Source organism: Rhizobium sp. WYJ-E13, from assembly GCF_018987265.1.
In the GTDB taxonomy this organism is placed as follows: Bacteria; Pseudomonadota; Alphaproteobacteria; order Rhizobiales; family Rhizobiaceae; genus Rhizobium.
In genome coordinates this window covers 2,226,885-2,250,038 of sequence record NZ_CP076853.1, presented here as the reverse complement: position 1 = coordinate 2,250,038, position 23,154 = coordinate 2,226,885, and the positions used below count along the sequence as shown (strand labels likewise).

The window sequence follows — 23,154 nt, the reverse complement described above, 5'->3', positions numbered from 1 at the left end:
CGTTATCCTATTATAATGGCTAACAGGAACGGCATGAGTACCGACAGCAACGCACTTGGCATCTTCCTTCGCGACCGCCGTTCACGCCTCGATCCGGCGGTGTTCGGATTCTCGGGCCGCCGGCGCACGCCGGGGCTGAGACGGGAAGAGGTGGCGCAGCGCGCCAATATCAGCCCGACATGGTACACATGGCTGGAGCAGGGGCGCGGCGGGGCACCATCAGCCGACGTGCTGAACCGGATTGCCAACGGCCTGATGCTGACCGAACCGGAGCGCGAGCATCTGTTCATTCTCGGTCTCGGCCGGCCGCCCGAGGTGCGCTATCGCGCCATCGAGGGCATCAGCCCGCGCCTGCAGCGGCTTATCGACACGCTCGAGGTGAGCCCGGCGCTGGTTCGTACGGCAGCCTGGGACATCGTTGCCTGGAACCGCGCGGCGACTGTCGTCATGACCGATTACGGCAGCCTTGCGCCTCAGGACCGGAACGTCCTGCGTCTGCTCTTCTGCAACCCAAATGTCCGGAACGTCCAGCATGACTGGGAAACCATGGCCCGCTTCGTCGTCGGCGCCTTCCGGGCGGATGCGGCGCGTGCTGGTGTTATCTCGGAGGTTGCCGAATTGGTCGAGGAACTCAGCCTCGCCAGTCCGGAATTCAAGAGGATCTGGCAGGAGAACGAGGTGATCTCCCATGGCGAGGGCACCAAGCGGCTGAGACATCCTGTGCTCGGCGATATCGCATTGGAGTATTCGGGCTTTGCCATCGACGGCAGGCCGGATCTCAACATGGTCGTCTATAACCCCGTCGATCCTGACGTGGCCGAGCGTATTCGTGGGCTGGTGCTGGAGAAGAACGGTCGTCCCTAATCGAGGACGCAATGCTGTCAGGAACGCTTGCGCAGCGTAAACACCGTCAGTTCCGAGGGGCGGCCCAGCCGCAGCGCAAAGCCCGGCCAGAGCGCGGTCCCGTTGTTGACATAGAGCTGCATGCCGCCGACCGCGTACAGGCCGGAGACGAAACCGCCGTTGGCACGGGCGACCAGACGATCGAGGCCGAGCACCATGCCGCCATGGGTATGCCCTGACAGTTGCAGCGCGATACCCGCCTTGGCGGTCTCGGCTGCCATTCGCGGCTGATGGTCGAGAAGAATGATCGGGGCCTCGGCCGGAGCGCCGTTCAAGGCTCCGGCAAGATCGGGATTGGGCATCGATCTGCCGAAAGCCGAGAGATCGGTGACGCCGGCAATGACAATGCGATCAGCACCGCGCTCGATGACCGCATGCTCGTTCGTCAGCATGCGCATGCCAAGGCTGGCGTGGTGCTCTATCCAGTCGTCGTAGCCGAAATAATATTCGTGATTGCCGGGGATGGCGAAGAGGCCGTCGGGCGCCTGCAGCTTTGCCAGCGGGGCGACATCCGTGCGGCGCTTTTCGAGGCGGCCATCGATGAAATCGCCTGTTACGACGATCAGATCGGCCTGGAGGTCATTGGCCTTCTGCACCACGGCTTCGGCCCAGGACGCCGGGAAGAGGCGGCTGAGATGGAGGTCGGTCAATTGCAGAAGGCGGTAGCCGTCGAAGGTTTCGGGGAGGTCTTGGATTGCGATCTCGACGCTCTTCAGCGGCGGAATACGCACGGCCTGGGCGACGCCGAAAGCGGCCAGGCCGAAGGCCGCGAATCCGATGATATAGCGGATCTCAGGGGGAATGGCCGGAAACTGTCCCTCGACGAGGGCGAGGACAAGCGAGACGGCATCCAGTGCGATCTGGAAGACGGCCAGCAGGAGCGTTGCACCGAAGAGGAAGTTGAGCACGATGATCAACGGGCGCGGATACTCGGGCGCGAAGATGGACCCCGACGAGATACGGTTCAGCAGTACCTGCTGAGAGGCGACCAGGAGCACGCCGGCAAGCAGGGCCTTGGCGGGCCAGATCCACGGCAGGGGCAGGATGAACCTGACGACAACGACCAGCCAGGGAAGCCCGAGGATGACATGAAACATCAATATGCCTGTGATTGTCTGATGTTACGGGTGGGAGTGAAGAAACTGATTCCGATGACTCCAGCTATCTGGTGTCGGGTGCCTCACGGGACAATAGGCTCGCCCTCTGCCGAGCTCTCCTTTTGCGCCTCGGCCCGCAGCCAGTCGATGACGGTTTCCAGTGCCGAGGATTTCCGGTAGCGGGGCCAGACGAGGTAGATATCCGAGGGGCCGCGCAGCCTGGCTTCGAAGACCCGCACCAGCCGGCCCTTGGCCAGATCGTCGGTGACGAAGCCGCCATTCGCAAGCACGATGCCCTGTCCGGCAATCGCCGCCTCGATGGCATGCGAGGTCTGCGAGAAGCTGATGCCCTTGAAGGAGGGGCTTCTGCTGCTGGCGAGATGGCGCTCGACGAATTCCGGCCAGAGATTATGGGCGTCGTGCAGCAGCGGATAGGCAGCGAGCTCCTCGGCCGTGCGCGGCGGATTGCGGCCGGCAAGCAAAAGCGGGCTGCAGACGGCGATGACCTCCTGCTCGAATAAGAGTTCGGCATTCAGCCCCGGCCCGAAGGGCGGGCGGCCATAGCGGACGGCGAGATCGACGCCGTCGACGGCGAAATTGGAGATGCGCTCGGTCGCCAGGATGTGAAGGTCGAGATCGGGATGGAGCGCAGTGAATTCAGGCAGGCGGGGGATCAGCCATTTGGAAGCGAAGGTCGGTGTCGTGCTGATCGTCAGTTTGATCGCCTGCGGCTTCAATTCGCCGGTTGCCCTTGCGATGATCTCGAAGGCGCGCCTGATATCGGCGATGTAGCGGCGACCCTCCGCCGTCAGCGCCAGGGTGCGCGGCAGGCGCTCGAACAGGCTCATGCCGAGTTCGGCCTCCAGCCCGCGCACCTGCTGGGCGACGGCCCCTTGGGTAACGCCGAGTTCTTCCGCAGCGAGCCGGAAGTTCAGATGGCGCGCGGCGACCTCGAAGGCCTTCAGGCCGTTGAGGGAGGGGAGCCTTCCGATGACATCGCTCATTCTATACTCTCTTCATGGACGATAGTTTTTCTGCTGGAAAAGAGAAGGAGAACTGTTTCGTGCTCTCGTGAACGGCATGGTACATTGCTGTCATAGACCGATCAATCGATGTGATGAAACCTGGAGGACACCGGCATGTCAGTAGAAAAAGTGGCAGTTATCACTGCGGGCGGCAGCGGCATGGGCGCCGAGAGCGCGAGGCGTCTTGCGGCCGATGGCTACAAGGTCGCGATCCTGTCCTCGTCGGGAAAGGGCGAGGCGCTCGCCAAGGAGATCGGCGGTGTCGGCGTGACCGGTTCCAACCAGTCGAATGACGATCTGAAGCGGCTGGTTGATTCCGCCATGAAGGAATGGGGACGCATCGACGTTCTCGTCAACAGCGCAGGCCACGGGCCGCGAGCGCCGCTCAACGAGATCACTGACGAGCAGTGGCATACCGGCATGGACGTCTACCTGATGAACGTCATCCGTTCGGTGCGGCTGGTGACGCCGATCATGCAGGGCCAGAAGAAGGGCGCGATCGTCAATATCTCGACGGCCTGGGTGTTCGAGCCGTCGGTGATGTTCCCGACCTCGGCGGTCTTCCGCGCCGGCCTTGCCGCCTATACGAAGCTCTTTGCCGACACCTATGCAGCCGAAAATATCCGCATGAACAATGTGCTGCCCGGCTGGATCGACAGCCTGCCGGCAACCGACGCGCGGCGCGAAAGCGTGCCGATGGGCCGCTACGGCACGAGTGCGGAAGTGGCTGCGACCATCGCGTTTCTGGCGTCCGACGGGGCGGGGTATATTACCGGCCAGAGCCTGAAGGTCGATGGCGGGTTGATGCGGTCGGTTTGAGCAGCAGAGATGGGTTGCTGAGGCGGGCCGCGTACGCCGCTCTTCGACAAGCTTGAACTATTCGGCTCTGCGCCTATTGTCAGGCGATGGACATTTCGCCATGCCCGCGACGATCGAGAAGGCCCGAAGCCATGCAGAAGTTCACTGTGTCCATCACGCGCGAGATCGAGGCCGATACCGCCGAGGAGGCCGCGCTTCTCATGTATCAGGAGCTCGCCAAGGACGCGGCGCCGCTTCGCTACCTGGTCGCGGACGAGACGAAGCGGACGAGGACTGTGACGCTGAATCGGGACAAGGCGGACGAATTCGCTGCTGTCGATCATACGGCCGATCCCGGCAACTGGTAGGCGGGGGCTGACACGTCAGGCCCATCCGCAACAGATCAAGGCCGCCTGCAGGTCAGGATGAAGCGGCGATAGACAAGGGTTCTGAGCTTGTTTCTGAGGTTGGCGTTCTTCCGCTGCGCGCGGGCGATCGGGGCGTGGGAGTGCAGTTCGATCCCGGCAAAGCCTGCGAATTTCAGGAGCGGCAGCAGCATGTCGGGGCGCAGGCCGGCGCCGAAGGGCAGGGCCGTCATGATGCGCGCGTGGCGGCTGCCGAGTGCGCCGTCATAATTGCTGTCGGCGCCGATGATGCGGTCGATCCAGGAGATCAGCCGGCTGGCGATGCGGCCGGTTGGCTTCGGGCTCGCCCAGTCGCCGTCGAAGAAGAGCAGCAGGCCGCCTGGTTTGAGGATGCGGAACCACTCGCGAAAGGTTTCCTCCGGGCGGGTCAGCGTCCAGACGAGGTGGCGGCAGATGATGGCGTCGTAGCTCGCGTCCGGCTCCAGGGTGTTTTCGGCATCCGCCAGGATAAAGCGCAGGCGCTCCTTGCCGGCATGTTTGGCGCGGGCGACAGCGAGCATCGCCTCGGAGAAATCGAGCGCGGTGACGTCATGGCCGAGATCGTGGATCAGGCGGGTCACTTCGCCGGTGCCGCAGGCAAGCTCCAGCACGCGTTTCGGCTCCGGGCCGAGGGCATCGCGGATCGGCTTCTGCCAGGCGTCTGCCTCCGGGCCGGGGGCGATCCTGTGGCCGAAGGCGAGGTCGAAGGTCTCAGAGCGCTTCGACCAGTAGTCGCGGATCTCTTCCTTGAGATCGAAATTGGGGAGATCGAAATTGGGGAGATCGAAATTGGAGCCGTCCATCCCTCAACCCATCAGATACTGGATATGCGTGCGGCCATGCACGGGTGATTTTTCGATATGGGCGCGCACGCCGAAGACGCTGGCGATCAGCTCTCCGGTCAGCACTTCCTCGGGTGTGCCTGCGGCCACGACCTCGCCCTTCTGCAGCACAGCCAGGTGATCGCAGAACATCGCTGCCAGATTGAGATCGTGCAGGGCGATGATCGAGGTGAGGCCGAGTTTGGAAACCAGCGCCAGGATATCGAGCTGATGCTGGATATCGAGGTGGTTGGTCGGCTCGTCGAGCAGCAATTCGCTCGGGCTCTGGGCCAGCGCCCGGGCGATATGCACGCGCTGGCGCTCGCCGCCCGACAGCGTCTGCCAGAGCTGGCCGGCGCGTTCGGCCATGTCGACGCGGGCAAGCGCTTCCTCGACGGCGGCATCGTCATCGGAGCCCCAGGAAGAGAGGAGGCCGCGATGCGGCGTGCGGCCGAGGCGCACGACATCGCGCACGGTGATCTGCGTATCCGTCGTCGACTGCTGCTCGACGAAGGCGATGCGGCGGGCGAGGGCGGCGCGCGACAGGCCGGAGACATCATCGTCGCCGAGGCGGATGATGCCGGATCTGACCTGCCGCAGCCGGCAGATCAGGCGAAGCAGGCTGGATTTGCCGGAGCCGTTCGGCCCGAGCAGGCCGAGCACCTTGCCTTTTGGGACCGATATGCTGACGCCATTGACGATGACGGTATTGCCGGCGGCATAAGTGACCTTGTCGACTGATATGCTCATGCGCTTCTCCGCACGCGATAGAGGATGATGGCGAAGGCCGGGGCGCCGAAGAGCGCGGTGACGACGCCGATCGGCAGGATCTGTTGCGGAATGATGATGCGCGAGATGATATCGGCGCCGACCATGAAGAGCGCGCCGCCAAGCGCGGTCGCCGGCAGCAGGCGGCCATGCGCCGGCCCGACGAGGAAGCGGGCGGCATGGGGAATGACGAGGCCGACGAAGCCGATGGAGCCGACCATGCTGACGACGCTCGCCGTCATCGCGGCCGTGACGGCGAGCAGGGTGAACTGCACCCGGCGCACCGGGACGCCGAGCGCGGCTGCGGCATCCGTGCCGAAGGCGAAGGCATCGAGCGCACGCACATGCGCGAGGCAGAGGATGAAGCCGATCACGGCGATGGGCACGGAAAGATAGACATCCGGCCAGCGCACGCCGCTCAGCGATCCCAAGAGCCAGAAGAGCACGCCGCGGGCCTGTTCGGCATTGGCCGAGGTGGTGACGATATAGGAGGTCAGCGCATTGAAAAGCTGCGAGCCCGCCACGCCGCAGAGAATGATGCGCTCGCTGGTGCCGCCGGCACCGGCCGCCAGCACGCCGACCAGCAGGAAGGCGGCGACCGCGCCGATGAAGGCCCCGCTCGACAGGCCCAGTACGCCATAACCGAGGCCTGCTATCATGACGCAGACGGCCCCCGTCGATGCGCCGGCGGAGATGCCGAGCACATAGGGTTCGGCGAGCGGGTTGCGCAGCAGCGCCTGCAGGATCGCGCCGCAAAGCGCCAGCGACGCACCGGCGCTTGCCGCCACCAGCGCGCGGCTGAGGCGGTAATCCCAGATGATGCCCTGATGGATGCGGCTGAGCTCGAACGCCGTGCCGAACAGGCGGTTGGAGACCGCCTTTGCCGTGGTGGCGAGCGGGATGGCGATCTCGCCGATCGACACGGCAAGGCTGATCATCAGTGCGAGCAGGATGACGGCGGCGATGGTGAGCGCGGCAAGCGCCCACCATGTCCTCTGTGGCGAAAGCGCCTGGCTCACTGTGTCAGACCGAAGGACTTGATGCCCTTTGCCAGCGTTTCGATGCCGTCGATCGTGCGGATCGTCGGGTTCATCGACTGCGCGTCCATCATGATAAAGCGCTTGTTTTTCACCGCATCCAGTTCCCTGGTGACCGGATCATTCTCCAGGAAATCCACCTTCACCCTGGGATCGTCGGCGGCATAGCGGCGGCGGTCCATGGTGGCGATGACGATGACGGAAGGATTGGCCTGCGTAATCGTTTCCCAGCCGACGAGGGGCCATTCCTCTTCAGTCGTCACGACGTTCTTCGCGCCGAGCGTTTTCAGGATATAGGCCGGCGCGCTGTTCTTGCCGGCGATGAAGGCATCGCCCTCGACCTCCTTGCTGGAGAACCAGAATACGACAGGCAGGTTCTTGGCGGCAGCACCAGCGACGGAGGCCGCGGCATCGGCCTCGCGCTTTTTCAGGTCGGCAATCAGTGCGTCGCCGCGGTCTTTCACGTCGAAGATCTCGGAGAGTTCGGCGATTTCCTGATAGATCAGGTCCATCGTGAACAGTTCCTTGCGCACGCCATCACCGCCATCGGTGTTGATCTTGGCGACGCAATCGGCCGGCGCGACATAGGTGTTGATGCCGAGATCCTTGAACTGCTCGCGCTTGCCGACGGAGCCTTGCGTGCCGACATGCCATTCGAATTCGGCAGTCACAAGATCGGGCTCCGCGCCGACGACGGATTCGAAGCTCGGGTCATTGTCGGCCAGCCGTTTGATCCTGCTGTTGACATCGGCATATTGCGGCAGGACCGGGCCGACCCAGACGGCGGTGCCGGCGATCTTGTCGGCAAGGCCGAGCGAGAACAGCACTTCGGTCATGCCCTGGCCGATCGAAACGATCCTGGCCGGCGCTTTTTCGAAGGTGACCTGCTGGCCGCAATTGGTGAGGGTGAGGGGATATTGGGTGGCGGCAAAGGCGGGCGCAGCAAAGCCGGCCAGCCCGAGCGCGAGGGAAAAGCTCTTCAGACGCTGTCGCATGGGAAACTCTCGATCAGAAGGAAAAGGGCTGGCGGATGCCGGTGCGCGAAAGCGCGAACGAAGCCGGCGAGCGGCAAGCTAGCGGCGGATCGTCCAATCGAGACGGATGGATGGCGGCAGGTGGAGAGGGGTCTTGTCAATCATGTCTGCTCCTTGTCGGGCATCCCCGCCCGGCTGATTGGATCGTGATCGACGGCAGGTCTCCTGGCTCGCGAATATGTGCCGGTCATCTGCCTTCCCGCGACATCGCAGTGGCACGGCCCTGAGGCCGAGGGCATGATCGCTAAAGCGATCAACCCCGAGATCGACAATCCGCTTACAGTTGCGGGGGCAGCCACGGTCTCGGTCCCTCTTGGGTCGTCCTCACCGTGTTCCCTATTATTCCCGTCGGAGTTCTCTTCGGGGAACCGTCGCCCCGATCTATGACGCCGCCGTGGGCGACGTCAAGCACCGGAATGCGAAGTGTGTCGGATCCGACGCCGCCTTGGTGGCTGACGCCCGAGCCGCGCGGCGGCGGATGTGAGCGCGGTGGCGACTGCGGAGACAGTGAAAGGGCGCCGGTACATGAAATCTCCCTAAATGTAATAACATTACATAGCCACTGTTATAAGGTTACACCTGCGTTGTCCAGTCCCGGCTGTCGGATTTTTGAGAAATTGGGCGCGGGCCTCGTCTGATGTCTGGCCGGCTCTTCATCGTGACAGGATGGTGGCGTATGACGCAAGCCATCGACAGCGATTGGTGAGCCGAGCCCCTTCAAAGCAGCCGATGGCTATTGTGGCGCGACGTCCGTCATCTCTTCGCGATCCTGCAGGATGCGGTCGATCAGGCCCCATTCCACGGCCTCTTGCGCCGTCATGAAGCGATCGCGATCCATTGCCTGCTCGAACTCCTCATAGGATCGGCCGCAATGTTCGGCGTAGAGGCGCGTCATGAGCTGCTTCGTCTTCCTGATTTCCTCCGCATGGATGAGCATGTCGGAGGCCTGGCCCTGGAAGCCGCCGAGGGGCTGGTGGATGAGGATGCTGGCATTCGGAAGGGCATACCGCTCTCCCGGCTGACCGGCCATCAGCAGGAAGGAGCCCATGGAGCGGGCCGTTCCCATGCAGAGCGTGTGCACCGGCGCGCGGATGAAGCGCATCGTGTCGTACATGGCAAAGCCGCTGGTCACGACGCCGCCAGGCGAATTGATATAGAGATTGATGGGCTTTTTTGGATTTTCGGCTTCGAGGAACAGCAGTTGGGCGCAGACGAGGGCCGAAACGGTGTCGTTGATCTCGCCGTTCAGAAAGATGATCCGCTCTCGCAGGAGCCGGGAATAGATGTCGAAGGATCGCTCACCTCTCGAGGATTGTTCGACGACCATAGGGACGAGTTGCATCGTTTCGCGCATCGGCGAACTCCAATCTTCCAGAGTTATGAGGGGAAAGGCCTGCCGCGTCAGGCGGCGAGCATCATGGTCTGCCCGTTGTTGTTGGCGACCGATCTCGAAAGCCGCTCGAAAGTGGCTCCGGTCAGCTCGTGGACGATGCGCAGACTGGTTCCGCCGGATGCGTTCGCGGCGATCGTGAAGGTGACGGTGCTTTCGAGATAGGGCGGGGCATCGTCGCGCAATCGGTAGCGGATTTCCTTGCTCGGTGTCTCGGAGAGCGATTGCGGATCGGCAAGCGCCTCCTTCGGCAGCCATTTCTCCCGGAATTCCGCGATGCTGATCGCGCGCCAGACCTTTTCCAGTGGCGCATCCAACTCATATGTCTGTTCGAAGCCGCTTTGTTGTTGCTTGGCTTTCACCTTGGCTTTCACCTCGTTCATTGATCCATATCCTTCAGCAAGAGCTTGAGATCATCGATGCGGGCCGGCCAGTAGGCGCGATATTTCGCCAGCCATTGGGCGATGAGGGTGAGCCCCTCGGGGTCGACCTCGTAATTCACGAAACGACCCTCCTTCTGTTCGCGCACCAGCCTTGCCGCTCGCAGCACGGCGAGATGCTGGGACATCGCCGGCTGGCTGATATCCATGCCTTGGCGAAGCGCGCTGGCATTCATGCTGCCGGTCGCCAGTTTCTCGAAGATCGTGCGGCGTGTCGGGTCCGCGAGGGCGCGGAAAATGTCGTGTTGCATCATGATGACGCATAAGCACAGACTTATGTGATTCGCAAGGGCTTGCGTCATCTGCGCGTCTTGCGAACCCGATGCGAGCGCCGAGGTCTCCGTCGGGCGGAAAAAGGCCGCGCCTCTGGAACATCGCAGGCCCGGCCTCGTTGGGCTTTTGCATGCGAGCTCTTCACGCAAGCCGGAGAATAAGGCCATGGCGAATCCTCCCACAGCGATCAAGGTTCTGGCACCCGATCCTCATCCGTCAGCCCCCGTTCCGCCACCCGGAAAACCCGCTCCGCCCGTTAAGGAGCCGATGCCCGACAAGCAGGGCGATGATCAGCCGGTGCCCGATCCCGGCGAGGATGAGCCGCCTCCCGGAGCTGCGCCATGACGCCGGCGACGAAATACCGGGTCAGATATATGTCGATCTATATCGGGCTGGTGCTGCTTGTTGCCGTGATCATCACGTTCGGATCTCTTGCCGTCGCCTCATGGTGACTTGCTTTCGGAAGTAGCGGCTTTTCAGAAGCATGGGCTCGGGAACAACGGCGCGAGGCGGCGGTTCGGATCGCTGATCATCATCAGTTGGAGCAGTGCCATGATTGGACATCAGGAAGGCGCGAATTTCGCGCTTGTGCCGTCAGGCGAGCCGAGCGTTTTCCACCTGACCGTCGACGGCAAATATGTGGGGACCATCGCCCGCGATGGAGAGAACCTGTCGTCGGCAAAACCTTGGGGGTGGCGCCTGCTGATTGCCGACGGCAGGCAGGGCGATGTGCCGCTGGCCGGCCGGTCGCACAATGTCGATGAAGCGCTGGCCGAGGCGCGACACGCTTACGAACGGCATCAGGACGAGATCTCTCATCGCATGTGAAGAGGTCTCGATTGCGGGGTGGCAGTCTCTTGCGCCGTCTTGCCGGTGGGGGGGAAGCCGTTTGTTTGAAACATGGGGCGGCATGCGGCGAACGAATGTCGCATTGAGCTTTCCCGCGTATGTCGCTATCACGGATTCGATGCTGAGGTAGGGGCCTCAAGGCGCAGGGGAACGATGCAACACCGTCTGGACAGGATCGAGCAATTGATGGTGCGCATTCTATGCGCGCTTGCGCTCGTCTTCGTCGGCTTTGCGCATCAGGTTCCGGCCCTTGCCGAGGATGCAATCAGCCCCGCAGCGCTTGCGCAATATGTGCTGCCCGATGGCACGCTGCCGACGCTCTGCGTCACCGTTGTCGACGACAGCGGCAAGGAACACGGCAAGATCGCGCATCTCAATCCGTGCGAAGCCTGCCGCATCAGTGCCTCCGTGGTGCTGCCGCAGCCTGCCGATATCACCGGTGCGCGGATTGGCTTTACGGTCGCGGTGGAGCTGCCGCGCCGTGTCGAAGCCTTCCATCGCCAGCTTTTCCCACCGAATACCGGGCCGCGCGCGCCGCCTGCCAATCCGATCCTTGCCTGAACCCGCATTGCGGCAATGGGCCGTGATGCGTCTTGCAATCATGGCCGGGCCGCGCTGACGCAGCCGGCCGCGGATTCGGATAAACTTCCATGTCTACCACTATTGCCGCTGAGGTGGCGGAGAGCGCCGTATCCGGCGTTTCGCTCTATCGCGCCATCTGGCGCTGGCACTTCTTTGCCGGCCTGCTCACCATTCCATTCCTGCTCAATCTCGCGATCACCGGCTCGCTCTATCTCTTCAAGGACGAGATCAACGATACGGTCTTTGCCTATCGCTATATTGTTCAGCCCGCCGGCGAGGCGATGGCGTCGCATGAGATCGCCGATATCGCGGCGGCGGCCGTGCCTGGTTCCGTCGCAAGCTCCTACAAGGATCCGGCCGGGCTCGACCGCTCGGCGATCGTCACCGTTTCCTCGGATGCCGGCTCGACACTGGTTTTCGTCAATCCCTATGACGGCAAGGTGCTCGATACGGTCGGGACGACCGAGGAGTTCAACTATGTCGTCAAGCGCATCCACAGCCTTGCGCTGTTTGGGACGACGCCCAACAAGCTGATCGAAATCACAGGCGGCTTTGCCATGGTGCTGGTCGTGACCGGCATCTATCTCTGGTGGCCGCGGCGGCAGACGGGTGGCGTCGTGACCGTGCGCGGCACGCCTTCGCGGCGGGTCTTCTGGCGCGATCTTCATGCGGTGACCGGCGCATTCGCCGGCATCCTGATCTTCTTCATGGCGATGACCGGCATGCCCTGGTCGGGCTATTGGGGCGCCAATGTGAATGCCTGGCTGACGAGCCATGATCTCGGCTATCCCGTGCAGCTGTGGGATGCCGTGCCGAAGTCGCAGAAGGTGACGGAGGATATCCTGCCGAAGGCCGGCTGGATCGTCGAGAAGGCGCCGGTACCGCTGTCGGATATCGCGGCGGCGCAGTCGAAGAAGCCGATCGGGCTTGATCGCGCCGTCGAGATCGCACGCGTGCTCGGCATGGCGCCGGGTTTCGACCTCGCCATTCCCGGCAGCGAGACCGGCGTCTATACGGCGGCGGTCTATCCCGATGACCTCACCAACGAGCGAACGCTTCACATCGACCAGTATTCCGGCAAGCCGCTCGTCGACCTCTCCTTTGGCCAATATCCCTTCCTGGGGCGGGCTATCGAATGGGGCATCAATGTGCATCAGGGGCAGGAATTCGGGCTCTTCAACCAGCTTCTGATGCTGGCGACGTGCCTGGCGATCATCCTTTCCTGCGTCACCGGTGCCGTCATGTGGTGGAAGCGGCGACCGGCCGGGCGGGTCGGCGTGCCGCCGATGCCGCCGCGGCGCTCCGTCTATCTGGGGCTCTGGACCATCGTGCTCGCCTTCGCCATCGCCTTTCCGATGAGTGGGCTCACGATCCTGGTGATGATCGCCTTCGACCAGATGGTGATCCGCTTCGTGCCGCCGCTGAAGCGCGCCTTTGCCTGAGGAGATGATGATGAAGACGATTTTCTCTTTTCTTCTGGGCCTGCTGGTTGCGACGGCTGCGGCTGCGCAGGACCCGGCCGCCGGCAAGATCCGGATCGACCATGCGGCCTCGCATTCCATGGTGCCGGGGGCCAAGGTCGGCGATGGCTATCTTGTCATCACCAATACGGGCAGCGAGCCGGACAAACTCGTTGCCGCCAGTTCGGACCGCGCCAGGGCCGTGCAACTGCACCAGATGAGCATGGATAACGGCATCATGACCATGCGCGAGCTGAAGGGCGGGCTTGCCCTTCCCGCCGGGCAGACGGTGACGCTTGCTCCCAATTACCACCTGATGTTCCAGGACGTGAGCAAGCCCTTCAAGCAGGGCGAGACGATCCGGGCGGTGCTGAGCTTCGAGAGGGCTGGAAAGATCGCGGTCGATTTTGCCGTCGGCAGGATTGCCGGGCCGCTCGATGATGTCGGCGGTGCAAGCGGCGGCATGGAGCATGGTGCGATGGATCATGGCGGGATGGCGATGCCCGGCATGGAGGGCATGGACATGCCCGGACCATCGCCGGAGGAGGCGATCCCGGCGACGCTGAAGACCATGTTCGAGAGGCCGGACAAGCCGCTGACAATCCTGCCCGTGGTCGTCAGGAACGACTGGGCGATTGCCGGCTGGCAGCAGGATGGGCGCGGCGGACGGGCACTGCTGAAGAAGGGGCATCACGGGTGGAGCATCGTTCTCTGCAGCGGCGACGGCATAAGGGAGGCAACGGCGCTGGAGAAGGTCGGGCTTTCCGCCGAGAATGCCAGGGCGCTTGCGGCGGATCTGGCTGAGGCCGAAGCCGGGCTTGACCCGAAAGTGCTGGCGACATTTGCGAGCTTCGAGGGTACCGTCATGATGGCGGACGAGGCCGGTGGCGCTGGTCAGGGCGGCCATGAGGGGCATGGCCAATGAGCGCGCGCACCCTTGCCATTTCAGGCGTTACCGCAAGTGTGGTCTTCGTCGGCGCGCTGATTGCGATTGTCGTGTCGCTCTATCTTTCGGAGCCGCGCACCGGGCCTTTCGATACGCATTTTTCCCTCGTCGATGACCGGGGAAACGACGTCGATCAGTCGATCTTCCGGGGCCATCCGGCGCTCGTCTATTTCGGTTACACGCATTGCCCCGAGGCTTGCCCGACGACGCTTTACGAGGTGGCGGACTGGCTGACGACGCTTGGCGATCAGGGCAGGGCGCTGAAGGCCTATTTCTTCTCGATCGATCCGGAGCGCGATACGCGGGAGGTGATGCATGAATATGTCAGCGCCTTCTCGAGCCGCATCACTGGCATTACCGGTGCGCCGGAGGAGATGAAGAAGGTTTCCAACGGCTGGTTCATCCATGCGGAAAAGCTGCCGAGCGAAGACGGCAATTATCACATGAGCCATACCGTCTCGCTGCTGCTCATCGGCGCCGATGGGCGGCTGAAGGGGTTGATCCCCTATGGGGCGGATCGGGATGAGGCGCTGGCGAAGATCCGCGATGTGTTGTTGCGCGGAGGGGTGTGAGGTGGCTCGTGCCAATAATCTACAGCATGACCCGGAATAAATCCGCTCTCCGACTGTCTAATCTCGCGAGGGCCTTGTGCGCCATCGCCTGTCCCAACCAAACGAAAGGCATGATCTGATGTCCCCGATGACCCGCATTCTCTCCGTCACCGCCCTCGCAAGCGTCGCGTTTGCAGGGCAGGCCTTCGCGCATGCGCATCTGACAAGCTCCGAGCCGGCTGACAAGGCGGCCGTCGCGTCGCCCAGCGAACTCGATCTCACCTTCACCGAAGAGCTGAACCTCAAGTTCAGCGGCGTCACCCTGACCGGCCCTGACAAGAAGGACATCAAGCTCGGCGACGGCATGCTCGAGGACGGCGACAAGGTGCTGATGGTGCCGGTCTCCGACAAGCTCGCGCCCGGCAGCTATACGGTCGACTGGCATGTGCTTTCCACCGACGGGCACAAGACCAAGGGCAGTTTCACGTTCACCGTCAATCCCTGATGACACCGGATACGGCCTTCATCCTCTGCCGTTTCGCCTTCGACGGGGCAGCGCTGTTTCTCTGGGGCAGTGCGGCCTATCTGTGGCTGCTCGTGCCCAAGGGTTTGAGCGGCTGCATCTGGGCGAAGTTCAGGGTGGCGCGTTTTGCGGCCGTGGCGCTGGCCGTGATCTCCACGACGGCGCTGCTGCCGGTGCGCAGCGCCATGCTCGGCAATGGCTGGGCGGATGGGCTGGATACGGACACGATGATGTCAGTGCTGACGGGAACCTCCATCGGCACTGCATGGGCTTGGCAGGCCATGTTTGCCGTTGTTCTCCTGGCGGTGACAGGGCTGCCGTCGCGCCGGCAGATGGTGGCGACCGCTGTCGTTTCCGCCTTGCTGCTCTGCGGCCTGGCGCTGACCGGCCATGCGGCGATGAATGACGGCCGGCTGCGGGTGCTGCACCGGGCAAACGACATGGTGCATGTGCTCTCGGGCGGCGCATGGATTGGCGCGCTGGCCCCGGTTGTGCTGGTCCTTTGCCGACTTCGCGACCACAGGGCGGGAACTGATGCACTGAAAGCGCTGATCCGATTTTCCAGCGCGGGGCATGTCGCCGTGGCGCTGGTCATTCTCTCGGGGCTTTCCAACAGCCTGTTGATAACAGGCGGGATGCCGCTCGACTGGAGCGTGCCTTATCAGCGTCTGCTTGCGCTGAAGATCGGCCTTGTCGTGATCATGGTGCTAATGGCGGTCTTCAACCGCTATGGGCTGGTGCCGCGCATGGGCCGGTCGCACTCGGCCGCCAAGGCGCTGGCGGCCGGGACGATTGCGGAGATCTTGATCGCCATCGGCGTTGTGGCGCTTGTCGCCTGGTTCGGGACGCTGGAGCCGTTCTCGGGGTAGAAATCGCGAGGGAATGTACTCAAATTGGTGGTTTCGCTTCCACTGAGGCTCGGCAAATGCCAGGGCCTTATTTGAGCTTGGCGGTCGTCCGCGGCATGGTGGCGCTTGCGACCTGGTTCGGGATACCATTTTAGTCCGAACGCTTGAGCGTGATTTCATCTTGTCGGTTCGAAGCGAAGGATCCCGGCGACTTTGGCCGCGGAGCCGGAATCGGAGGGGTGGGAGATGCCGTCCATGACCCGGATTTCCGAAAAATCGAAGGGGCTGACGCCCTCGATGCAGGCGACATTGATGCCGAACTGGCTCGGATTCGAGCGGCGCTGATGATGAGTGTAGATGCCGCAGGTCTTGCAGAAATAATGCTTCGCTGTGCCGGTATTGAATTGATAGAGCGTCAGATTGTCTTCGCCCTCGACGAATTCGATATCCTTGAGCTCGGCCGAGACGGCGATGGCGCCGCGCATGCGGCAGTAGGAGCAGTTGCAGCGGCGGATCGTATTGAATTCGTCTGCCAACCGCACCCGGAATTTGACGCTGCCGCAGTGGCAGGCTGCATTATGCTCTTGTCTTTCGTCGCTCATGATCCGCCTGTCTCCCTCGGTAAACACGTACTAAGCCCAGCGCTTGCAGAAGGTCTCGATGTCGCTGGACTGAAAATCGGCAAGCCGCGCCATGATCGTCTCGAATGGCCAGTCCCACCAGGCGATGGCGGCAAGTTTTTCGGCGACTGTCGGCGAGAACCGCTCGCGAATGAATTTGGCGGGAACGCCGCCGACAACAGTATAGGGTTCGACGTCCTTGGTGACGACTGCGCCTGCCGCGAGTACGGCGCCGTCTCCAACCTTGACGCCGGGGAGCACGATGACCCCGTGACCGATCCAGACGTCATGACCGATGACGGCGCGATCTGCCTTTCGTTCGGCGAAGAAGGAATGGTCGCGCACGGCATCCGCGGAGTAATATTCCGGGCAATAGGTGAAGCGGTGCATGGAGGGGCGGTCCATCGGGTGATTGGGCGCGCCGATCCTGACCTCGGCAGCAATGGCGCAGAACTTTCCAATCGTTGCATCGCCGACGATGCAGCGCTGCCCCAGATAGGAATAATCCCCGAGTTCGACCGTGTGCAGAGAGGTATTTTCCAGGATTTCGCAGCACGTGCCGATGCTCGAATCCCTGATGCTGGCGGTCGGGTGGATGATGGTCTCCGCGATTTTGGGGCGGTTTGCTGGCGCGGTCGAGTCCATGGACAGTCTCCGGATTTCGGCCTGCCTAGCTGCGGAAGATGAAGGATGTGTGACGTCAAGACCTCAAGGGATCGTGGCGCGTTTCTTGCGAGGGCCCGATCGAGGCTGGGCGGCGATGGCAGCTATCGCGCCCGAAGCGGTCATCTTTCCAAGTATTGACGAAAGTCAGCTATCGACCTTTATTGCGGACGTTCGCCGGCTCAGTCGAGCCGCCGAAGACCTGACATTGATCTACCGGAAAAGCGTGTCGCAGATTTCGGGAATTCTGCGACAATCTAGGTCGGTATTCAGAGATTTGAGATATCTTTAGTCGGCCGGACCAGCAAACAGTATGAGATTTTCGTCCGGGTCCCTAACAATGAAATTTCGGGCACCCCACGGCTCCTTCTTGAGCGTCTGGTGAAAATCCACTCCGGCAGCTTGGAAATCCAGAAAGAGTCGCTTGATCTCACTGGCGGTGTCGACCGTGATCGAGGCGGAGAGCAGATGTTCGCGTTGTCGGATGTCGCCGACAAACACAGGCTCGCAAACTAGCCTCAGAGCGAGGCGCGCGTTGTCACGAACAACCTGTCCGTAGAATGGAGGGTCGCCGTAAACAAAGTCGAGCGCGAAGCCGAGTTTGTCGGTGAAGAATTCACACGACGCTTTGATGTCGGAGACGAAGAGTTGCGCGGAGACAGAACTCAGAACCGGGTGGGATGCGGTCTGTTTGCTTTGATTGGTCATGCCATGGGCTCCTGACTTGAGCGCCAGCCACCCCTCGAATCCCAATTGACGCGCGACAAGTTCTTGCGCGTCATTCAGCTTGAAACTGGATTCCAATATCTGATTATCGTCGAGGTGTTGAAATCGTGGCAAAGCAGCGCGGATATGGGCCGCGACTGGATAATACCGCTCGCGATGCCACCGCAAATACTGCTTGGCTTGCTTCTTGAGGTTTTCGAGATTCGGCATAAGCGCTACCTTTGAAGTTGTAGGCGGGCGTTGCCCAGTCGGCTCAAAGGCCGGTGCACCCTACGTAGCGCTATCTTCAAAATGCAGAATTTGCGTGAGACGGTCAAGACCCACGACTTTGTTGCGCTCCGCGACTAAACCGGCGACATATTCTGGAACAATCGTTCCTTATGGAAGAGCATCTGCCACCGCCTATCACAAAGCTTCCAATCGAGCTCCGAAGAGTTTCCTCTACGACGCCGAATGGCGAGTGCTCCCGAGAACCCAATGGCAAGCCGACTGTCCGCTTTCCACCCCATCTCAGCCGCGCGCGGATCAATTCTGTAGTGTCCGTAAGGTGCCAGCGGTTCTCGTGCTGATGAGCACCAGCGGCACCGCAATCGCATAGAGGGCGATCACCGACAGCCAGATACCGCCCGGCCAATTCTCTCGCGTCATGAAATAGAGCGATGAAAACCCGAGTGGGGCGATAATGGATGCGAGGCTGACGGTGGAGGCGAGCACGCCTTGCAGCTCGCCCTGCCGGTCGGGTTCGACCTGCCTTGTGGCGAGCGCCTGGAAGGCTGGGTTGCCGATGCCGACCAGGGTGAAGACCGGCATGATGGCGAAGATCATCCAGCCCTGGTTTGCTAAGGCCATGACTGACAGGGCGATCGAGGCGCAGGCGATGCCTGTCATGACCGACCAGCGCTCCCCGAGCAACCGGGTTGCCGGCTCCGGCAGGAAGGCTTGGCAGACCGTCTGGCAGATGCCGAAGGCGCCGAGCGACAGGCCGATTGAGACACCGTTCCAGCCGAATGTGTCGAAGCCCCAGAGCGCCCAGCAGGTGCCGTAGGATTCGCCGGCGGCGCTGAAGACGAAATAGACGGATACGATGGGCAGCAGGCCTTTCATCGAGACGATCCGTTTCAGCGGCCGGAGCGGATTCAGCGCGGCGAGATCGAGCTTCCGGCGCGACGGCACCCGAGATTCAAGTGGTCGAGATTCCGGCAGGACGAAGAGGGCGAGCAGCAGGTTGCAGGCGTTGAGCACTGCAGCGGCGATGAAGGGCAGGCGCAGCCAGTAATCGCCGAGTAACCCGCCGAGAACGGGGCCGATGATGAAGCCGGCGCCGAACATGGCGTTGGTGAGGCCGAAGCGGCGGGCGCGCTGATCGGCGGGCGAAATATCGGTGATATAGGCCGAGGCGACGGACATATTGGCGCTGGTGAGGCCGGCGATGGCGCGGCCGATGAAGAGCAGCGAGAGGGATGGCGCAAAGGCCATGATGAGGTAATTGACCGCCGCACCGGCGAGCGAAATCAGGAGTACCGGACGGCGGCCGATCGTATCGCTGAGGCCCCCAAGCACCGGGGCGAAGGCGAACTGCATGGCGGCATAGAGCGCGGTCATGATGCCGACATAGACGGCGATGTCCTCGGTCCGCGTCACCTCCTGAAGCAGGTGCGGCAGGATGGGGAAGATCAGCCCTATGCCGACGGCATCGAGGCAGATGGCGGTGAAGATGACGATGAGGGGTTTGTTCATAGGTGATATCACGGGGAAATAATGAGTTTGCCGGTCACGCGGCCGGCGGCGCTGATGGACAGCGCTTCAGCCGTCCGCTCCAACGGAAAGCTCTGCTCGATGCGCAGGCGGAACAGGCCCTTCGAATAGAGCCGGGCCACATCGGCCAGCACGCGTTCCGGCTCCTTCGGCGGGCCGCGGGAGAATTTCGCGCCATATTCCTCGGCCGAGAAATCGGCGACAGAGAGCACACGGGCGGGATCGCCAGTCATGGCGATCAGTTCAGGGATGATGCCGGAGCCGGCGACATCCAGTGCCGCATCAACGCCATCGGGCGCGAGCTGCCGCACACGGTCGGCAAGACCCGGCTCGTAGGTGGTCGGGATGGCGCCGAGGTCCCTGATATAGTCGTGCTTCTGCGGGCTCGCCGTGCCGATCACGGTGATGCCCCTGATGCGGGCGAGCTGGAGGACGGCCGAGCCGATGCCGCCGGCGGCACCGCTGACGAGCAGCGTCTCACCGGATTTGACGCCTGACTCGTCAAGGCTGCGCCATGCCGTCTCCGATATGACGGGGAGGCCGCCGGCGATCTCGAAGGGCAGGTCATCGGGCTTGTGGACCCAGTGGGTGAGGACGGCGCGCTCCGCCATCGTCGCTTCGCCATAGCCGAAGACGGCATCGCCGACGAAAGTGTTGGAAACGCCGGGGCCGATTTCTTCGACGATGCCCGAAGCCTCGACGCCGACGCCCGCGGGAAAGGTTACTTCCTCGAAAGTGCGATATTGCCCTTCGCGGCGCTTCCAGTCGGAGGGGTTGACGCCGGCCGCTCGCACCCTGATGCGCACCTCGCCGGGGCTAGGATGCGGCGGATCGATCTCGACGATATCGAGGACATCGGGGCCGCCATAGCGGCTGAACTGAATGGCTTTCATGGAATTCTCCTACGGAGGATGCAGGCAAAGCTTTGCCGATCGCGGTGCCGGGCATGGCGGCCCGGTTCCACGTCAAACTTGGCTTTGTGTGTACTTCATCTATATATGTACTGAGTACAGTAATAGGATGTTGGGCGCTGCCTGTCAACGTCAGTGTACTCAGTATATAAATCCTGCTATGGGAGGCGCATGACGACGCCATCAGACGAAACACCCTCAGATCGGAGATCCCGCAAGCGCCTTGCCACGCGGCGCGCGATCTCGCTTGCTGCCGACCGGCTGTTTTTCGAGCGGGGCTTCGAGAATGTGACTGTCGATGAGATCGCGGCGGCGGCCGATGTCGGGCGGATGACGGTGTTCAACCATTTTCCGCGCAAGGAGGACATGTTCTTTGACCGCGACGAGGAGGCGCGCGAGACGCTGCGCGAAGCCCTGCGACAGCGCGATCCGGAGGTTTCGCCGATCGAGACATTGCGGCTGCTGGCGTACCGGCTCGTGAACCAGCAGACGCCCTATCTGATATTTTCGCCGGCGAGCCAGAATTTCATCCAGACGGTGGAAAACAGCGAGACGCTGAAGGCGAGGGCGCGGGCCATCCGGGACGAGATTGCCGGGGAACTGGCAGTGGCGCTTGCCGAAAGTGCCGGCCGGCCGGCTGACGATCTCGCGGCCAAGCTTGCGAGCGCCATGCTGCTTGCCACCTGGAGCGTCGCCTTCATCGAGGCGCACCGGAACTTCCGGCAGCACCAGGACCCGGAGAAGGCGAAGACCTTGTTTCTCGGCTTCATCGATATGGGAATTGTTGGGGTAGAGGCGGCGATGAAAAGCACGCCCTATGCCGGAGCGACGGCAAGCCGGTAGTGCCGGCCCGAGGCCGGCGTTTTCTGGATGCGATCGAAAGCAAGCCGCTGGCGCCGCTGAACATCCCGGTTGCTGCCGGCTTCGTTCCTCCAAAAGACCAGCTTGCCCGCCCGTCGCGCCGGCGCATAATCACCGCTCCCGGTTGGCTGACCGGACGGAGGAACGCATCATGGACCATGACGAAGCAGCGCCCGCCGGGACGGGCGAAGGCAGTATGATATCCCGACGGCAGATCCTGATGAGCAGCGCCGCCTTTTCCGGCGTCGCCCTGGCCGCCGGCGTGCTGGGCAGTCCTGCCGGGGCAGAGGCGGCTGAAGTGCCGCCGGCGCGGCCGAATATCGTCTATATTGTCGCCGATGATCTCGGCTGGCGCGATGTCGGCTTCCAGGGTTCCGACATCAGGACGCCGCATCTCGACAAGCTGGCGCAGGAGGGCGCGCGCTTCGAGCAATTCTATGCGCAGCCGATGTGCACGCCGACGCGGGCGGCATTCATGACGGGGCGTTATCCGCTGCGCTACGGGCTGCAGACCGGCGTCATTCCGGCGGCGGGAACCTACGGCATTCCGCTCGACGAATATCTGCTGCCGCAGATGCTTCAGGACGCCGGATACAGGACGGCGATGGTCGGCAAATGGCATCTCGGCCATGCCAAGCCCGAATATTGGCCGCGGCAGCGCGGCTTCGACAGTTTCTACGGCGCGCTTGTCGGCGAAATCGACCATTTCAAGCATTCCTCGCACGGCATCAAGGATTGGTACCGCAACAACAAGCCGCTGGAGGAAAAGGGCTTCGACAACAGCCTGTTCGGCGAGGAGGCCGCCCGCACGATCGAGCATCACGATGCCGGCCGCCCGCTCTTTCTCTATCTGGCCTTCACCGCGCCGCACACGCCATTCCAGGCGCCCAGAGAATATCTGGATCGCTTTGAGACTATCGAGGACGAGAACCGCAGGGCCTATGCGGCGATGATATCCGTCATGGATGACGGCATCGGCAAGGTGGTCGCAGCACTCGAAAAGCGCGGGATGCGCGACAATACGCTCATCGTCTTCCACAGTGACAATGGCGGCGTGAAAAGCTCCATGTTTGCCGGCGACAGCAAGATCTCGGGGGGACTTCCCGCCGATAACGGCCCGTAACGGGACGGCAAGGGAATGCTGTACGAGGGCGGAACACGCGTCGTGGCGCTCGCCAACTGGCCGGGCATGATCAAGCCCGGCGCGGTCGGCGGCATGGTGCATATCGTGGACATGGCGCCGACGCTGGCAAGACTTGCCGGGGCAGGGATCGGTAAGGGCAAGCCGCTCGACGGAATGGACGTATGGGCGATGATCAGCCAAAACATGCCGTCGCCGCGCGACGAAATCGTCTACAATGTCGATCCGCTGGCCGGCGCTGTCCGTCAGGGTGACTGGAAACTGGTCTGGAAGGCATCGCTGCCGCCAAAAGTCGAGCTCTTCGACCTTTCCGGCGATCCGTCCGAGGCGGCCGATCTTGCCGATCGGAATCCGGACAAGGTGCGCGAACTGCAGGCCCGGATAACGCAGCTTGCCGGCGAGATGAAGCCGCCGCTGCTGATCATGGAAGCCGTGCGCCTGACCTTCTTCGTCCCGCCGGTCACGCCCGATCCGTCGGTTCTGTTCAGTCTTGGCGACTGATGGCACGGATCGGGCGGCAAGGATTGGACCGCGGGGGGAATCAAAAGGGCGCTCGACCCTTGCGGGGAGCGCCCTTGTCCTGTGGAGCTCGAACGCGGCTCGACCAACGTCGATACCAAGCGCAAGTCCGTTTTCAGGTGAAGCCGGGATATGATGCGCAGCGGCAAAAATTGCAAGAGGCAGGTTTCAAGAATCTTTACTTGAGATCCCCTGCAAATCGCCGCCGG

The 23,154-nt window shown here is 62.5% G+C and carries 28 protein-coding genes and 1 riboswitch; of the genes, 14 read left to right on the top strand and 14 right to left on the bottom strand.

Annotated elements, in window-relative coordinates; all coding sequences use genetic code 11:
• Window positions 1-33 precede the first annotated feature (33 nt).
• Complete coding sequence (locus KQ933_RS11400) at window positions 34-864, top strand: helix-turn-helix transcriptional regulator (protein WP_216754990.1); 831 nt, start codon at window positions 34-36, stop codon at window positions 862-864.
• A 17-nt stretch (window positions 865-881) separates the two neighbouring features.
• On the opposite strand, the gene KQ933_RS11395 is transcribed toward KQ933_RS11400, so the two are convergent.
• Window positions 882-2,000, bottom strand: a complete 1,119-nt coding sequence (locus KQ933_RS11395; RefSeq protein WP_216754989.1) for a metallophosphoesterase — start codon at window positions 1,998-2,000, stop codon at window positions 882-884.
• A gap of 83 nt (window positions 2,001-2,083) precedes the next feature.
• On the bottom strand, window positions 2,084-3,004 hold the full coding sequence (gene gcvA / locus KQ933_RS11390; protein WP_216754988.1) for a transcriptional regulator GcvA: 921 nt from the start codon (window positions 3,002-3,004) through the stop codon (window positions 2,084-2,086).
• A gap of 135 nt (window positions 3,005-3,139) precedes the next feature.
• On the opposite strand from gcvA, the gene KQ933_RS11385 reads away from it, so the two are divergent.
• Together KQ933_RS11385 and KQ933_RS11380 are read left to right on the top strand one after the other, a co-directional pair.
• The gene (locus KQ933_RS11385) at window positions 3,140-3,844 is read left to right on the top strand and encodes an SDR family oxidoreductase (RefSeq protein ID WP_216754987.1); all 705 of its coding nucleotides are present in this window, start codon (window positions 3,140-3,142) and stop codon (window positions 3,842-3,844) included.
• 131 nt (window positions 3,845-3,975) lie between these two features.
• Window positions 3,976-4,191: a hypothetical protein gene (locus KQ933_RS11380; RefSeq protein WP_216754986.1), complete on the top strand. Its 216-nt coding sequence runs from the start codon at window positions 3,976-3,978 to the stop codon at window positions 4,189-4,191.
• 35 nt (window positions 4,192-4,226) lie between these two features.
• Here the strand turns inward: KQ933_RS11380 and KQ933_RS11375 are convergent, their stop codons facing one another.
• The 7 genes from KQ933_RS11375 to KQ933_RS11345 all read right to left on the bottom strand — a co-directional run bounded on the left by KQ933_RS11375 (window position 4,227) and on the right by KQ933_RS11345 (window position 9,971).
• Window positions 4,227-5,030 carry a class I SAM-dependent methyltransferase gene (locus KQ933_RS11375; protein WP_216754985.1) on the bottom strand — a complete coding sequence of 268 codons (804 nt, stop codon included), beginning with the start codon at window positions 5,028-5,030 and terminating at the stop codon, window positions 4,227-4,229.
• A gap of 3 nt (window positions 5,031-5,033) precedes the next feature.
• Window positions 5,034-5,798: an ABC transporter ATP-binding protein gene (locus KQ933_RS11370; protein WP_216754984.1), complete on the bottom strand. Its 765-nt coding sequence runs from the start codon at window positions 5,796-5,798 to the stop codon at window positions 5,034-5,036.
• Window positions 5,795-6,835, bottom strand: a complete 1,041-nt coding sequence (locus KQ933_RS11365) for an iron ABC transporter permease (protein WP_216754983.1) — start codon at window positions 6,833-6,835, stop codon at window positions 5,795-5,797. Before KQ933_RS11365 ends, KQ933_RS11370 begins: the two co-directional genes overlap by 4 nt.
• Window positions 6,832-7,848 carry an ABC transporter substrate-binding protein gene (locus KQ933_RS11360; RefSeq protein WP_216754982.1) on the bottom strand — a complete coding sequence of 339 codons (1,017 nt, stop codon included), beginning with the start codon at window positions 7,846-7,848 and terminating at the stop codon, window positions 6,832-6,834. Before KQ933_RS11360 ends, KQ933_RS11365 begins: the two co-directional genes overlap by 4 nt.
• A gap of 176 nt (window positions 7,849-8,024) precedes the next feature.
• Window positions 8,025-8,275: riboswitch (cobalamin riboswitch) on the bottom strand.
• 345 nt (window positions 8,276-8,620) lie between these two features.
• Window positions 8,621-9,241, bottom strand: coding sequence for an ATP-dependent Clp protease proteolytic subunit (locus KQ933_RS11355; RefSeq protein WP_216754981.1), 621 nt, complete (start codon window positions 9,239-9,241; stop codon window positions 8,621-8,623).
• Between the two features lie 47 nt (window positions 9,242-9,288).
• The gene (locus KQ933_RS11350; protein WP_216754980.1) at window positions 9,289-9,660 is read right to left on the bottom strand and encodes an SRPBCC domain-containing protein; all 372 of its coding nucleotides are present in this window, start codon (window positions 9,658-9,660) and stop codon (window positions 9,289-9,291) included.
• Window positions 9,657-9,971 (bottom strand): helix-turn-helix transcriptional regulator, encoded by a 315-nt coding sequence (locus KQ933_RS11345; RefSeq protein ID WP_216754979.1) that lies wholly within the window; start codon window positions 9,969-9,971, stop codon window positions 9,657-9,659. Before KQ933_RS11345 ends, KQ933_RS11350 begins: the two co-directional genes overlap by 4 nt.
• Before the next feature lie 184 nt (window positions 9,972-10,155).
• Between KQ933_RS11345 and KQ933_RS11340 the strand changes: the two genes are divergently transcribed.
• The 8 genes from KQ933_RS11340 (at window position 10,156) to copD (ending at window position 15,770) form a co-directional block, all read left to right on the top strand.
• Window positions 10,156-10,335, top strand: a complete 180-nt coding sequence (locus KQ933_RS11340; RefSeq protein WP_216754978.1) for a hypothetical protein — start codon at window positions 10,156-10,158, stop codon at window positions 10,333-10,335.
• 207 nt (window positions 10,336-10,542) lie between these two features.
• Complete coding sequence (locus KQ933_RS11335; protein WP_216754977.1) at window positions 10,543-10,818, top strand: hypothetical protein; 276 nt, start codon at window positions 10,543-10,545, stop codon at window positions 10,816-10,818.
• A gap of 174 nt (window positions 10,819-10,992) precedes the next feature.
• The gene (locus KQ933_RS11330; protein ID WP_216754976.1) at window positions 10,993-11,400 is read left to right on the top strand and encodes a hypothetical protein; all 408 of its coding nucleotides are present in this window, start codon (window positions 10,993-10,995) and stop codon (window positions 11,398-11,400) included.
• Window positions 11,401-11,489: 89 nt separating this feature from the next.
• Window positions 11,490-12,863 (top strand): PepSY domain-containing protein, encoded by a 1,374-nt coding sequence (locus KQ933_RS11325; RefSeq protein ID WP_216754975.1) that lies wholly within the window; start codon window positions 11,490-11,492, stop codon window positions 12,861-12,863.
• 10 nt (window positions 12,864-12,873) lie between these two features.
• On the top strand, window positions 12,874-13,806 hold the full coding sequence (locus tag KQ933_RS11320; protein ID WP_216754974.1) for a copper uptake system-associated protein: 933 nt from the start codon (window positions 12,874-12,876) through the stop codon (window positions 13,804-13,806).
• Complete coding sequence (locus KQ933_RS11315; RefSeq protein ID WP_216754973.1) at window positions 13,803-14,399, top strand: SCO family protein; 597 nt, start codon at window positions 13,803-13,805, stop codon at window positions 14,397-14,399. The genes KQ933_RS11320 and KQ933_RS11315 overlap by 4 nt, the downstream gene beginning before the upstream one ends.
• Before the next feature lie 118 nt (window positions 14,400-14,517).
• Window positions 14,518-14,883 (top strand): copper homeostasis periplasmic binding protein CopC, encoded by a 366-nt coding sequence (gene copC / locus KQ933_RS11310; RefSeq protein ID WP_216754972.1) that lies wholly within the window; start codon window positions 14,518-14,520, stop codon window positions 14,881-14,883.
• Window positions 14,883-15,770 carry a copper homeostasis membrane protein CopD gene (gene copD, locus KQ933_RS11305; RefSeq protein ID WP_216754971.1) on the top strand — a complete coding sequence of 296 codons (888 nt, stop codon included), beginning with the start codon at window positions 14,883-14,885 and terminating at the stop codon, window positions 15,768-15,770. The genes copC and copD overlap by 1 nt, the downstream gene beginning before the upstream one ends.
• Before the next feature lie 155 nt (window positions 15,771-15,925).
• Here the strand turns inward: copD and KQ933_RS11300 are convergent, their stop codons facing one another.
• The 5 genes from KQ933_RS11300 to KQ933_RS11280 all read right to left on the bottom strand — a co-directional run bounded on the left by KQ933_RS11300 (window position 15,926) and on the right by KQ933_RS11280 (window position 20,406).
• Window positions 15,926-16,351, bottom strand: a complete 426-nt coding sequence (locus tag KQ933_RS11300; RefSeq protein WP_216754970.1) for a GFA family protein — start codon at window positions 16,349-16,351, stop codon at window positions 15,926-15,928.
• 30 nt (window positions 16,352-16,381) lie between these two features.
• Window positions 16,382-17,014 carry a DapH/DapD/GlmU-related protein gene (locus KQ933_RS11295; RefSeq protein WP_216754969.1) on the bottom strand — a complete coding sequence of 211 codons (633 nt, stop codon included), beginning with the start codon at window positions 17,012-17,014 and terminating at the stop codon, window positions 16,382-16,384.
• Between the two features lie 306 nt (window positions 17,015-17,320).
• Complete coding sequence (locus KQ933_RS11290) at window positions 17,321-17,968, bottom strand: VOC family protein (RefSeq protein WP_216754968.1); 648 nt, start codon at window positions 17,966-17,968, stop codon at window positions 17,321-17,323.
• 315 nt (window positions 17,969-18,283) lie between these two features.
• The gene (locus KQ933_RS11285) at window positions 18,284-19,495 is read right to left on the bottom strand and encodes a TCR/Tet family MFS transporter (RefSeq protein WP_216754967.1); all 1,212 of its coding nucleotides are present in this window, start codon (window positions 19,493-19,495) and stop codon (window positions 18,284-18,286) included.
• Between the two features lie 8 nt (window positions 19,496-19,503).
• The gene (locus KQ933_RS11280; RefSeq protein ID WP_216754966.1) at window positions 19,504-20,406 is read right to left on the bottom strand and encodes an NADP-dependent oxidoreductase; all 903 of its coding nucleotides are present in this window, start codon (window positions 20,404-20,406) and stop codon (window positions 19,504-19,506) included.
• A gap of 189 nt (window positions 20,407-20,595) precedes the next feature.
• Here KQ933_RS11280 and KQ933_RS11275 point away from each other — a divergent pair, with 189 nt between their 5' ends.
• The 3 genes from KQ933_RS11275 (at window position 20,596) to KQ933_RS33815 (ending at window position 22,927) form a co-directional block, all read left to right on the top strand.
• Window positions 20,596-21,267, top strand: a complete 672-nt coding sequence (locus KQ933_RS11275) for a TetR/AcrR family transcriptional regulator (RefSeq protein ID WP_216754965.1) — start codon at window positions 20,596-20,598, stop codon at window positions 21,265-21,267.
• Between the two features lie 169 nt (window positions 21,268-21,436).
• A complete protein-coding gene (locus KQ933_RS33820; RefSeq protein ID WP_367882478.1) occupies window positions 21,437-22,408 on the top strand; it encodes an arylsulfatase in 972 nt (323 codons plus the stop codon).
• A gap of 15 nt (window positions 22,409-22,423) precedes the next feature.
• On the top strand, window positions 22,424-22,927 hold the full coding sequence (locus tag KQ933_RS33815; RefSeq protein ID WP_367882477.1) for a sulfatase/phosphatase domain-containing protein: 504 nt from the start codon (window positions 22,424-22,426) through the stop codon (window positions 22,925-22,927).
• The last annotated feature ends 227 nt before the right edge of the window (window positions 22,928-23,154 follow it).